Annotated in this window: 13 protein-coding genes; 12 read left to right on the top strand and 1 reads right to left on the bottom strand. The window is 52.6% G+C overall.

Going from position 1 to position 11,989, the window contains the following annotated elements; genetic code table 11:
- Window positions 1-53: 53 nt before the first annotated feature.
- Window positions 54-470, bottom strand: coding sequence for a hypothetical protein (locus CPter91_RS14000; RefSeq protein ID WP_150119709.1), 417 nt, complete (start codon window positions 468-470; stop codon window positions 54-56).
- 1,242 nt (window positions 471-1,712) lie between these two features.
- On the opposite strand from CPter91_RS14000, the gene CPter91_RS25765 reads away from it, so the two are divergent.
- The 12 genes from CPter91_RS25765 (at window position 1,713) to CPter91_RS13935 (ending at window position 11,984) form a co-directional block, all read left to right on the top strand.
- Window positions 1,713-2,966, top strand: a complete 1,254-nt coding sequence (locus CPter91_RS25765) for a cytochrome-c peroxidase (protein WP_150119708.1) — start codon at window positions 1,713-1,715, stop codon at window positions 2,964-2,966.
- Window positions 2,967-3,023: 57 nt separating this feature from the next.
- On the top strand, window positions 3,024-3,485 hold the full coding sequence (gene gspG, locus CPter91_RS13985) for a type II secretion system major pseudopilin GspG (protein ID WP_061946240.1): 462 nt from the start codon (window positions 3,024-3,026) through the stop codon (window positions 3,483-3,485).
- 41 nt (window positions 3,486-3,526) lie between these two features.
- Window positions 3,527-4,717: a type II secretion system F family protein gene (locus tag CPter91_RS13980; RefSeq protein WP_061941292.1), complete on the top strand. Its 1,191-nt coding sequence runs from the start codon at window positions 3,527-3,529 to the stop codon at window positions 4,715-4,717.
- 68 nt (window positions 4,718-4,785) lie between these two features.
- The gene (locus tag CPter91_RS13975) at window positions 4,786-6,468 is read left to right on the top strand and encodes a GspE/PulE family protein (RefSeq protein WP_061946230.1); all 1,683 of its coding nucleotides are present in this window, start codon (window positions 4,786-4,788) and stop codon (window positions 6,466-6,468) included.
- Entirely contained in the window at window positions 6,449-7,234 is a 786-nt protein-coding gene (locus tag CPter91_RS13970) for a hypothetical protein (protein WP_150119707.1), read from the top strand. The genes CPter91_RS13975 and CPter91_RS13970 overlap by 20 nt, the downstream gene beginning before the upstream one ends.
- On the top strand, window positions 7,231-7,782 hold the full coding sequence (locus CPter91_RS13965; RefSeq protein WP_061941289.1) for a PilN domain-containing protein: 552 nt from the start codon (window positions 7,231-7,233) through the stop codon (window positions 7,780-7,782). Before CPter91_RS13970 ends, CPter91_RS13965 begins: the two co-directional genes overlap by 4 nt.
- Complete coding sequence (locus CPter91_RS13960) at window positions 7,779-8,495, top strand: hypothetical protein (protein WP_061941287.1); 717 nt, start codon at window positions 7,779-7,781, stop codon at window positions 8,493-8,495. Before CPter91_RS13965 ends, CPter91_RS13960 begins: the two co-directional genes overlap by 4 nt.
- Window positions 8,496-8,518: 23 nt before the next feature.
- Complete coding sequence (locus CPter91_RS13955; protein ID WP_150119706.1) at window positions 8,519-9,022, top strand: hypothetical protein; 504 nt, start codon at window positions 8,519-8,521, stop codon at window positions 9,020-9,022.
- A complete protein-coding gene (locus CPter91_RS13950) occupies window positions 9,019-9,759 on the top strand; it encodes a tetratricopeptide repeat protein (RefSeq protein WP_061941284.1) in 741 nt (246 codons plus the stop codon). The genes CPter91_RS13955 and CPter91_RS13950 overlap by 4 nt, the downstream gene beginning before the upstream one ends.
- A 29-nt stretch (window positions 9,760-9,788) precedes the next feature.
- The gene (locus tag CPter91_RS13945; RefSeq protein ID WP_150119705.1) at window positions 9,789-11,144 is read left to right on the top strand and encodes a type II secretion system protein GspD; all 1,356 of its coding nucleotides are present in this window, start codon (window positions 9,789-9,791) and stop codon (window positions 11,142-11,144) included.
- Window positions 11,113-11,469 carry a cohesin domain-containing protein gene (locus CPter91_RS13940; RefSeq protein WP_061941280.1) on the top strand — a complete coding sequence of 119 codons (357 nt, stop codon included), beginning with the start codon at window positions 11,113-11,115 and terminating at the stop codon, window positions 11,467-11,469. Before CPter91_RS13945 ends, CPter91_RS13940 begins: the two co-directional genes overlap by 32 nt.
- Window positions 11,466-11,984 (top strand): type II secretion system protein, encoded by a 519-nt coding sequence (locus CPter91_RS13935; protein WP_236905820.1) that lies wholly within the window; start codon window positions 11,466-11,468, stop codon window positions 11,982-11,984. Before CPter91_RS13940 ends, CPter91_RS13935 begins: the two co-directional genes overlap by 4 nt.
- Window positions 11,985-11,989 lie beyond the last annotated feature (5 nt).

Below are 11,989 nucleotides of genomic sequence, written 5' to 3'. Positions count from 1 at the left end.
TTCCGGATTCTGCGGCCGGAAGCGGCAGGATGCAAAGTCAACGCCGGCCCGGCCTATTGATAGGCCGGCACAAATCGCTGGACAGTTGCGCGCAAGGAGTTGCCTTCCGTTTGAATGCGGTAGAAATAGGTTTGATCCGCCTTCAGGTCCTGATTGATCGTGCTGAGCGACTGAGTGTTAAAGACGTCAGCCGGCAGGGCACCGAAAACATGCTGGCCCGGCGTGAGCATGAATTCGATTTTTTCACCCGGATTCAACGAGGCCGCTTTTTTTCCGTCGATGTACAGCTGCTGGTATGCTGCGGCGCCAGAGGATCCGCCATCCCTTACAAATACAGCGCGGGCGCTATTTGCCAGCGGCAGCGCATCGGCACGGAATATCCGCTCCATCGGTACCGAGCGAGCACTGTTAATCGGAATTGGCGGCGTGGCGCAGCCGCTGGCCGAAACGATCACAGCGAGTGTGAGCAAACCATTTCTCATTTTACCCCAAGCAATTGATTGTCAAAAGGTAATCCACAATACCAGCGATACTACAATATTCTGAGGTATGGCGGAAATAATGAAAAAGGCTCTCATCGCTGAGAGCCTTTTAGTATTTGGTGCCCGAGGCCGGAAATCAATTTTATTTAAAATCAATGAGTTATCTGTTCTTGTCGTAAAAATTGGGGATTGCGTAAATGATTTTTAAAAAAGTCATAGAAGGCTCAAGATACACTAAAAATCTGTCGTTATTTAGAAACAAATTCGCGCTACGACTATAGTTCGGTGTCGCAGATTTAATCATCTTGTTAATTCAATGGGATATTCTCAACATAACAACTGGTTTCTTGACACGTCGTCTTAATTCCGTATCAGCGGCTTTCCGTCAGTTCCAAAATTCAGACCATAAGAAGGGCCATGACGTGCATTCACTCGCTTACAGAAATTGCGGTCGTTTTGTATCAATATGGTCGACAAACATGAGTTGACCATATAGTGACAGGCACGAAATACCAATGAAAAATGCCGACTATTTCGTCTAGGGGCAATGGTCGCTAATAATTAGACCCCCTCGGGAAAACGGTAACCTTGGTAACCTTTTTTAAAAATCGGTCGTAAAGCCTTGTAATATAAGGCTTTGAAGGTTTTGATAAAAGGTAACGTCGGGGTAACCTTGGGGTAATCTGGTTACCATAGTAGAAGGTAATATAAATAAAAATAATAGTTATACATATCAAAGACTTAGAGTGGGGTTACCTTTTCCATTACCAAAGATTACCTTTGAATGGTAACCACCTAATCCTATATAAATCAAATAGTTACCAAGGGAGAATCGGGCAAGTTACCGAGGTTACCGTTTTCCCGAGGTCAAACTTAAAATCAGGTTTTTACGCCCATACGAGTCCGAGTAAAGACGAAACTGCCAATAAAAACTTGATTGCGTCTTTCTGTCAGTTGCGCTGTGTGAAAATGGGGACGACGAAAGTCGGGTGATTAAGCAAAATGCTGAGTTCATAATTATGTGGCATTGTTTGTAGTAAAATTGTTGTCTACATACAACATTCCCTATGGGTAAAATTTACATCTCCGCAAGTTTCTCATGATAAACTTTGCCCACTTTTTGTAGCCAAAAGCTACATGTCTAACTAAAAAATCTTGGTTTTCCTTATTTTCGCCGCGTATGCGCAAGAGAAGGCATGGCCTGAGTTGAGAAGCGGCGGCGCGAGAAGCATGAACATCTTCGGAAAAATTTGTGGCCGTCGCGTGCTTGTCGGACTAGTTTGTTTGCTAAGCGTCTCTTTGCCGGTGGCCTACTCGCAAAACTCTCCCGTTACCGTTCAATCGGGCCTCAACCGCTTACTTGGCTTGCCGCCATCTCCCTCCTCATCAGGGGCATCAATATCTTCCAGCGCTCCAGTCAGGGACGATCGATTGGTAAGTTTGGGCGCCAAGCTGTTCTACGACAACAGATTGGGCGCTGATGGTTTGCATAGTTGCAGCAGTTGCCATCAACCAGACAAGTACTTTGCTGACGGCCTCGACGTGTCGCGTGGCGTGGGAAATAAAGTGGGCACCCGTAACGCGCCAAGCTTGTTGAACGTCGGTTATAACCCGACCCAGTTCTGGGATGGTCGCGAAGATACACTTGAGCATCAGGCCTTGCGACCACTGGTTAATCCGCGAGAAATGGGACAGCCGGATCATGAGGCCGTGCTGGCGGTGATTCGTCGCGATAAGGATTATCTGGCGGATTTCAAGCGTGTTTTCGACGCGCGCTCGGCGAGCGATATCACGATCGATCGTGTAGTGAGCGCGTTGGCGACTTACCAAAAGACCTTAATAGCCGGTGACTCGCCGTTTGACCGATATCTTTATGGTGGCGATGCGCATGCGATGTCGGAGGGGGCGTTGCGCGGCTACAAGCTGTTCGTCGGTGCGGCGGCATGTGTCAAATGCCACACGATTGATAAAGGAAATGCGCTCTTCACCGATAACGAATTTCACGCATTGTCAGTCGGTTTGAACCAAATCGCGCCGCGTCTTGCCGAGTTGACCGTAAAATTGTCGGCCGAAAAATTACGCGGTGTACCCATCGACGATATTGTGTTGACGGATGATGATTTTGCTGAGTTGGGGCGTTTCGTGGTGACGCTGCAGCCGCAAGATATTGGTACATTCCGCACGCCGACTTTACGCAATGTTGCGATGACGGCGCCTTACATGCACGACGGTAGCGTTAAAACGCTGGCTGAGGCAGTCGATTTGGAGGTGTTTTACCGCAGTAATGAGCAGGGACATCCATTATTACTGACACCGCCTGAGCGGCAGGATTTAATTACGTTCCTCGAATCGCTGACCAGCAGTCCCGAGTCGTTGAAAGCATTGATGCCCACAGAGGCACAGCGAAAAGCCTCACGGGTGGCAGAACAGATGCTGCCTCCGGTCACCGGCGGTAAGACTTATCGATTGCCTGGCCAGTCCTGATAAAGCCGCTCACGCCATACCTTCGTCCACCTTTTGATCTTTCTCTTTTTGAGTGCCATGCCTATCCGATACTCTTTCACCTCGTCAAACGCACGCTTGTTCTCGCTGCTCCGGCGGGTACGCGGCTTTACATTGTTGGAGTTGCTGGTGGTGTTGGTGATTATTGGGCTGCTTGCTTCGTACGTTGGGCCCAAGTATTTTTCTCAGGTTGGTAAGTCGCAAGTGACGGTCGCTAAAAGCCAGATGGATGCGTTCGACAAGGCCTTGGACACTTTTCGATTGGATGTAGGACGTTATCCAACGAATGAAGAGGGATTGCAAGCGCTCATGGTAGCGCCGCCGAACGATGCCGCCAAATGGAATGGACCCTATATGAAGACCGCCATTCCACTCGATCCCTGGGGACATCCCTATTTGTACCGGACTCCTGGCGCGCGTGGCGATATGGAAATAGTCAGTTATGGCAAAGATGGACAGCCAGGTGGTACAGGCGAAGACGCCGATATTGTGCTGCCGTAAGCCGATCATTTGTATCCAACGACTACCTCGACGTTCTTTTCATGCGATTCGATATCCGTGTTCTGTCACCGGCAAACGAACTATCGCGCCTGACCATTGAGGCGGCTAGCGAGGCGGACGCTCGGCGTCAGCTGGAAAGGCAATCTCTGCAGATCGTTACATTGCAAGCGATTGGTCAACGCATGTCGGGGTTACGATGGCGCCGACGCCAGTTCTCGGTGCTGTTGTTTTGCCAGGAATTGCATGCTCTATTGCTTGCCGGTCTGACATTGATGGAGGCGCTGGAAGGGTTGATCGAAAAGGATGCTGCCAGCGAATCGCGCACTGTTCTACAACGTCTTATCAACACCATACGAGACGGTTCTCGTTTTTCCGACGCATTGACCACTCTGCCTGATGTCTTCCCGCCGCTACTGGTTGGGTTGATGAAGGCAGCGGAAAGCACCGGTGATATCCCATCCGTATTGGCACGTTATGTCGCCTATCAGCAGCGTGTTGATGTTGTGCGTAACAAAATCATCAGTTCCTCGATCTATCCGGCGATTCTATTGCTGGTCGGAACTGCCGTGACGGCTTTCTTAGGTGGATACGTGGTGCCACGGTTCGCCACCATTTATCAAGATACAGGCCGGGAACTGCCTTTTATGTCGGCATTGATGCTGAAATTTGGTGCGTTCGTGTCAGCCAATACAGCTGTCGTCGGTGGAACAACATTGTTCCTGGTGGCGCTAGTAGGCGGATCGTTCTGGCACTTGTCGCGCACAGGTGCATTGTCGCGCTTAGCCGCGCGACTGCCTGGTGTGGGGGTACGCATACGCCTCTATGAAACTTCCCGCCTATATTTAACACTAGGCATGTTGCTAGAAAGCGGCATTCCGATTGTCTCTGCATTGGCGATGAGCGAGGGCGTTGTTTCGCGTCGCGTACTGATGCATTTGCAGCAGGCACGTGCCGCCATCGAATCGGGCGCATTGTTTTCTGACTCGTTTCAGGAGTGTCAGCTGACGACCGCCATTTCTTACAGAATGCTGCGTGTTGGTGAGCGTTCAGGTCAGCTTGGCGACATGCTGATCCAGGCTTCGAATTTCTACGAAGGCGACATCACGCGCTTCATCGATCGCTTTACAAGGGCATTCGAGCCGATTTTGATGATGATCATCGGGCTTGTAGTGGGGGGCATCGTCGTCCTGCTGTATATGCCGATTTTTGACTTGGCGACGACATTACAATGACCTTCCTTGATCCCACTTCTGTCGCATTGACGGCGGCGTTTATGCCGCAGGCCAACCATGTGGCAGCAATGCCGAGTCCGCAGACCGGATTGTTGATTGATGCCGCCATCTTGCGAGACTTGCGCGCTGCTGCGCGAACGGCTGGTCGATCGGTCATGGCCGAGATTGAAGAGCTTTATCCAGAGCAGGGGCGTGCAGCGGTGGCTGCACTGGCAGCCATGTTCAGTTGGCCAGTGATAGAAACTGCCGACATGGATCTGACGACGCCTTTGTTCTCTCTATTATCGCTGGCCGATGCCATGCAGCGGCAAGTTGTACTGTTAGAACAGGCTGGCGGTGTCTTGGCCGTTATCGGCGATCCATTCGATGCTGATTTGCAGACGTGGCTCAGCGCTCGTTGCCCGCAACCGCTGTCGTTTCATCTGGCGCTGCGGGCTGATATTCAGGCTTATTTAAGTAAACAGGAACAATTTGTTCGGGCGGTCGATAACATCGTCGCCGATGGAAGTGATGGCGACCGCGATGGGCGTTCGGCGGAGGTGTTGTCGTTTGCGTCGCTCAATGTCGCCGCCAGCCCTGCAGTACGGCTGGTTAATTCGACCCTGTATGACGCGCTGAAGGCTGCTGCCTCCGACATTCACCTCGAAAGTACGACATCAGGCCTCACCATCAAATACCGCATCGACGGCGTATTGGATCATGCACGCTCAATTGGTGGGCGTGAATTGGCTGGGCAAGTCATTTCGCGTCTGAAAGTCCTGGCCGAACTGGATATCTCAGAGCGCCGTACCCCACAGGATGGCAGTTTTCGGGTTGAATCCAGTGGTCGAGATATAGATTTGCGCGTGTCGATTATGCCGAGCATCCACGGTGAAGACGCGGTGATCCGGATTCTAGATAAACGCGCGATGATTGAATCCTATGGTTCCCTATCACTGGAAGCGCTGGGGTTCGATGAGCAATCGCTACGTACCTTACGTCGGCTGGCGGATGAACCCTACGGCATGTTGTTGGTGACGGGACCCACCGGTTCTGGCAAAACTACCACATTGTATGGCGCGTTGACCGAAGTGAATAACGGTCGCGACAAGATCATTACGATCGAGGATCCGGTCGAATATCAACTTCCCGGTATTCTGCAAATCCCTGTCAACGACAAGAAGGGACTGACTTTCGCGCGCGGGTTGCGTTCGATTTTGCGTCACGACCCGGACAAGATCATGGTGGGCGAAATTCGTGACCGTGAGACGGCAGAGATTGCGGTGCAATCGGCGCTCACAGGGCACCTGGTGCTAACAACTGTCCATGCCAACAATGTATTCGACGTTTTTGGCCGTTTTACGCACATGGGCATTGATCCATATGCTTTCGTTTCCGCCTTGAATGGCATATGGGCTCAGCGACTGGTACGTAATAATTGCCCGCACTGTGCTGTTGATGTCGCGCCTGATGTGGAACAACTCGAACGTCTGGGGATGTCGACGATTGATGTCAGCGGGTTTCGCTTGCGTGCAGGAACGGGCTGTGGTGATTGTCGAGGTACTGGTTATAAAGGTCGCACGGCGATTGCAGAAATCTTGTCTCTCAACGATGAAATCCGTGAGCTGATTGTCGAAAAGGCGCCGGTACGCCAGATTAAGGACGCTGCTGCCCGGCACGGTACCCGCAGCCTGCGTGAAGTCGCGCTGGATTTGGCGCGGCGAGGAGTCACCACATTAGAAGAGGTCAAACGTGTCACGCTTCAATCCTGACCGCTTCCAGCTAATGCTGGGCGTCGATACCTTGACGTTGACGACACGTGCTCGGCAGACCTCGTGGCGAGTGTGCGCGACTGTTGCCTATGTCGCTCAGATTGCTGCATCCACTTTACAGCCTCGTTTGCAGCAATTACTGTCTGCGCATGTGCCGCGCGGTCGGGAAGTGCCTATCAGTATCGACGACCGATTGACGCGGTATTTCATCGTGACGCCGCCCGAGCAGGTGAATAGTTTCACCGATCTACAGACGATTGCCACATTGCGCTTTGCGACCTTGTTCGGTGACAAGGCGGCAGACTGGGTCATGCAAGCCGATTGGGCTGTTGGCCGACCTTTCCTGGTGTGTGCCGTGCCGCGCGTATTGATGACGACATTGTTGTCCGGCTTAAAAACTGGCGGCTGGTTCTCCGGAGGGGTGAAGCCAGAAAGTGTCTGGATTTGGAACGATTGTGCACATCGTATGCGTCAATCCGATAGTTGGTTTGCCAGGATTGGCAGTCGGCATTTATTGCTCTCAGCCGGTACGGGCAGACATATCACGGCCGTCAATTTATCAATAGGATCTCCCCCGGAAAACACCGAGGCGTTGAAAGCGTTGTTGATGCGCGAATCGCTGCGCTGGGACCGGCCGTTGCCACCGACGCTGTATGTCAGTCAGGTAGCAGGCGGAGCAATCGACAGCTTACACGGCCAGCGTATTGGTGACGTCAATATTGTGGCGTTACGTCCAAATAGTCCGTTACAGGAGCCAGTAGCGTGAAGTTGTTGACGATTGATTTCGCTCCATCTCGACGCCAGCGTCTGGGTGGCAGCGCTTTCGGGCTGACATTGCTGGTATCGGGACTAGTGTTAGCGGCTGGCGCACTGTGGCACGCCAATGGCTGGCAGCGACAGTATCAACGGCTGCAGACGCGATTAACTATAGAACGACAAAAGGACGCTGCCTCGGCTGTGGCCCATCGGGCGCCAGCCGTGATATTAAGTGCTCCCCAGGTCACAGCCATCAATGAGGCGGTAAGTCATTTAAATTTGCCATGGCGCGATTTATTCGATGCAATTGAAGTCGCCACGCCTCCGGAGATTGCTTTGCTATCGCTGGATCCTGATCCCGAACACCAACTATTACGCCTGACAGCCGAGGCTGCTTCACCGGAAGCGATGCTGGACTATGTGGCGAGCCTGAAACAGCAAGCTGTTTTTTCGGCAGTGAGCATGAAACGACATCAATTGGATGCCCAGGATCCTAATAATGTCCTTCGCTTTTCGGTCACGCTATCGCTGACTGCCAACGGAAAGAGGATGAAATGAAATCTTTTTCGATGACAGCGTTTTCGATACGTAACATCGCATTGCAATTGTCCCTCGCTTGCAGGCGGGCGGGTCTGCTGCATTGGGTTGGCTTGGTGTTGCTTGCGCTTGGTACTGCGTATTTTACAATCGGCCTGGCGTGGGAGCAGCGCCATAGTGAGCAGGTAGCACAAGACGTTCGCGACTGGGTCCACGGACGCGGGGACATTGCCTCAAAGGTCGCTGCGGACGGCCCGCGCCAGACAGCTCAGCGGCAACAGCTATTCACCGATACCTTGGGCCATGCAGAACGTACGGAACACTATATCAAGGCCATCTTTGCGATTGCGCATCACCACGCCGTGGCGTTACCTGAAGGAGAGTACCGGGTCGGAAGCAGTCCACAAGGCGGTTTTCTAACTTATGAAGTAACGTTGCCGGTAAAAGGTGCATATCCGGCGTTGCAGGCATTTTGCGAAGATGTACTGCTGGAGCTGCCGTTTGCATCACTGGATGCTATTGCGTTCCGGCGTGAGGCCGTAGCAACAGATGGGGTCGAAGCAAAGGTACGCTTCACATTGTATTTGTTGCCAACTGCGCCGGGTACCTCGTTAGAAACAATCGGAATAAAGCCGGCTACGTCACTGTTGACAGCTAATCCTGTATCGCATGGGGTGATTGACGCGACAGAATTACCCTCCGCGATCGTCCCTTCAACCGAGGTTAAGCGATGACGCGGCGCCATTGGATTCTTGCCATGCTGCTATTGGGCGCCGCCGCGATAGCAGTGTTTGGAGACCGTGCGCCAAGCGCAGATGTTGCGCCTGCGGTAGTGCGAGATCCGCACAATAGCGTCCAATCTTCCGCTACCGCTACCGTAGTCAGTAAAACTGCCGGCGGCAAAGTATCAGCGGCGACGACGCCAGCGATGTTATTGGCTGTACTGCCGCGCGAGTCTTTGATTGGGCGTGGTGTGACCGAACCCCGTGCAAATCTGTTTGCTGCGCATTCCTTTGCGCCGATACAGGTAGCTAGCACAGCACCTGTCCAGGAAGCCCCGCGCGAATTACCGTTTAAGTATCTGGGTAAGCAGGACAGCGGAAAAGGCTGGGCCGTATTTCTGGAAAAAAATGACAACACCTTCATCGTCAAGGCATCTGATGTCGTTGGCGATGATTATAAAGTTGTCTCCATTACAGCATCGACAATTACCTTTGAGTATCTGCCGACGCATGAGCAATCCTCCCTTCAGATTGAATGACCTCCATGAATTTCGGCCGCATCCGCTGTTCTAATTTTCTTGCCGTTTTACCGTTTGCTACTACCCTATTGCAAACGGGTAGCCGCGTCCTTGTACTCGTCGCCGTGATTGCATCGATTTCTGCCTGCGGTGAGATCGCGATACAACAAGGTGCTCGCAAAGCGTTCGATGAAGGGCGTATTGAAGACAGCATGGCGCAACTGCAGGAAGCATTAAATAGGAATCCGCAGGATGCGCAGCTACGAGTAACTTATCTTAGTCTGCGCGAGCGTGCCATCAACCGTTGGCTGAGCCAGCAATCGATGTCAACATCAACAGCTGAGCGTACGCAGCTGTTACGCAGGATTCTGGTACTTGATCCTGATAATCGCCGTGCTGCTGCTGAATTGGAAAAAATTGATCGTGATGGACAGTTGGCAAAGCTGATGCTGGACGCACAATTTTCCTTTGATGCCAAAGATTACGATGCAGCCACTCGCATAGCACGCTCCGTACTGGCCGAAGACCCTTACAACAATGCCGCTCGACGTCTCATGAAAGCGGTGATGGACAAAGCATCCAAGCCGGCGATGGATCCCGAATTGCAGGCCGCGCTGAATCGCAAGCTATCGATTGAATTCAAGGACGCAATGCTCAAGCAGGTGTTCGAAGTACTATCGCGCACTTCGGATATCAATTTCGTGCTTGATAAGGATATCAAGAGTGATCAGCGGACCTCGATATTTTTAAAAGGGTGACGATTAAGGACGCACTTGATGTCGTGCTGATGACCAATCAGCTGGAACAACGTGTCATCGGCCGCAATGCGATCATGATCTATCCGAACCTGCCTGCAAAACAGAAAGACTACCAGGCGTTGAGTGTCCATACGTTTTACACAGCGAATGCTGATGTCGAACAATTGGCGAACACTTTAAAAACAATTCTCAAGACGCGTGACCTGGTGGTCGACAAGAATCAAAACATGATCATCATGCGTGACACGCCCGAGGCCATCGAAATGGCTGAAAAAATTGTTTCCATGGCCGATTTGCCGACCCCAGAAACCATGCTGGAAGTTGAAATCCTGGAGGTCAATCGCAATTTGCTCAAAAATGTTGGTGTCAGTTATCCAACTAAACTTTCGCTGTCGCCTCTCGCATCGACCAGTGGCGGCGCCGTCACGCTGGCGGACCTGATACATGCAAGTACCAGCACCACAGGAGCAACGATCGATCCGTTGTCGATCAACCTGAGCGCGACCGATACGGATATTCGGCTATTGGCCAATCCACGCATTCGGGTCAAGAATCGAGAGTCGGCGAAGATCCTGATTGGCGATCGCGTACCAAACATTACCTCTACGGCCACTGCGACGGGATTTGTCTCGCAGAGCGTCCAGTACCTCGATGTCGGCCTGAAGCTGGAAGTAACGCCAGTGATTACCATCGACAATGAAGTCTCGATCAAAGTGGCATTGGAAGTGAGTAATATCGCCAATCAGATCACCACGACGGCAGGCACTGTTGCCTATCAGATTGGTACACGTTCTGCCTCGACCGTATTGCGATTAAAGGATGGCGAAAATCAGATATTGGCCGGTTTGATCAACGACAACGATACCGACACCGTGACGAAGATCCCAGGGCTGGGCGACATTCCTTATCTTGGCAGATTGTTTTCTAGTCACAACGGCACGCACAACAAGACGGAGATTGTGCTGTCGATCACCCCACATCTGATACGTAACAGTGCATTGCCTGCGGCGCAACTGCTCGACTTCCAGAGTGGTACCGAATCGAGCATGCATGGTGTTGGCTCTGGTGGCTTCAGCCCGAGGTCAGATAGCAGTACACGCGTTGTACCTGCGGCGTCACCTGCGCCAACCGGAGCCGCCAGTACAAGTGCGACGGGGGCGAATGGCGGGGCGCCGCGAATGCCGCTGTTGATGGCGCAGGTGCTGTTGGTGTCGGAAATCCCGGAAATACGGCCAGTGGAGCAATTGCCGATCCCAATGGCGCGGGCGTGCCCGGCGTCGCTAGTGCCAACGCATTGGCGTGGGTCGGGCAGCACAGGGAGTTGTTGGCACCAGTGCTCAACAGCAGCTCGTCTTGACGAGCGGACAAGGCGTAAGCGGCATTAATCTCGTCATCGGCTACGATCCCACGGCGTTGCGGATCGATCAGGCAACCGAAGGCACGTTTTTGAACGCCGATGGTACTGCGACCACTTTCACGCAACGCATTGATGCCTCGACTGGTCAGATTTTCGTGAGCGACGCGCGTAGCAGCAGCGTTGCTGTTGGCGCCACGGGCCAGGCTGCGTTGGTTACGCTAAATGTCACGCCGCTGAAAGTGGCTTCTTCAACGCAACTCAAAGTACTGTCGATCACGCCTTCGGTGGTCGGCGGGAATCCGCTGACGTTGACTCCTCCCACACAAACCATTGCTGTGACGGCAGCGCCATGACGAACCCTCGCTTGGGCAGAATGTTGGTGCATCGCGGCCGATTGTTCTGGCCTCGTGGATTTACATTACTTGAGCTATTGATCAGTCTCGCAATTCTTGCGATTCTGGCGACAATTGCATTGCCAGTGGCGCAAGTCGAGGTGCAGCGCACGCGTGAGGTGGCGCTACAGCGCGCGTTGCAGGAAATCAGAATGGGAATCGATGACTACAAACGTGCCTACGACAACGGTCGCATAGCCCGCATACTTGGCGCCAGCGGCTACCCTGCAACGTTGGATGTGCTGGTCAGTGGTGTCGAAGATGCTCGTGATCCGGCCAAGCATAAGATATATTTTATGCGCGCCATTCCTCGTGACCCGCTGATGTCGGACCCGTCAGTCTCAAATGCAGACACGTGGGGTAAGCGAAGCTATGCCAGTGAGCCGGACGCGCCCGCTGAAGGTGCGGATGTATTCGATGTCTATTCACTGTCGAGTGCAACCGGCCTCAATGGCATCGCATATCGAAAATGGTAATCAAC

It is taken from the genome of Collimonas pratensis, assembly GCF_001584185.1.
Classification (GTDB): Bacteria; Pseudomonadota; Gammaproteobacteria; order Burkholderiales; family Burkholderiaceae_D; genus Collimonas; species Collimonas pratensis.
Note: the sequence above shows the minus strand (reverse complement) of the source record. Positions and strands in the feature narration are given on the sequence as shown.

Bases quoted from the DNA above. Each gene is read 5' to 3' on its own strand.
- CPter91_RS25765 (WP_150119708.1), top strand. From the start codon at position 1,713: ATGAACATCTTCGGAAAAATTTGTGGCCGTCGCGTGCTTGTCGGACTA.
- gspG (WP_061946240.1), top strand. From the start codon at position 3,024: ATGCCTATCCGATACTCTTTCACCTCGTCAAACGCACGCTTGTTCTCG.
- CPter91_RS13980 (WP_061941292.1), top strand. From the start codon at position 3,527: ATGCGATTCGATATCCGTGTTCTGTCACCGGCAAACGAACTATCGCGC.
- CPter91_RS13975 (WP_061946230.1), top strand. From the start codon at position 4,786: ATGCCGAGTCCGCAGACCGGATTGTTGATTGATGCCGCCATCTTGCGA.
- CPter91_RS13960 (WP_061941287.1), top strand. From the start codon at position 7,779: ATGAAATCTTTTTCGATGACAGCGTTTTCGATACGTAACATCGCATTG.
- CPter91_RS13955 (WP_150119706.1), top strand. From the start codon at position 8,519: ATGCTGCTATTGGGCGCCGCCGCGATAGCAGTGTTTGGAGACCGTGCG.
- CPter91_RS13950 (WP_061941284.1), top strand. From the start codon at position 9,019: ATGACCTCCATGAATTTCGGCCGCATCCGCTGTTCTAATTTTCTTGCC.
- CPter91_RS13945 (WP_150119705.1), top strand. From the start codon at position 9,789: ATGACCAATCAGCTGGAACAACGTGTCATCGGCCGCAATGCGATCATG.
- CPter91_RS13935 (WP_236905820.1), top strand. From the start codon at position 11,466: ATGACGAACCCTCGCTTGGGCAGAATGTTGGTGCATCGCGGCCGATTG.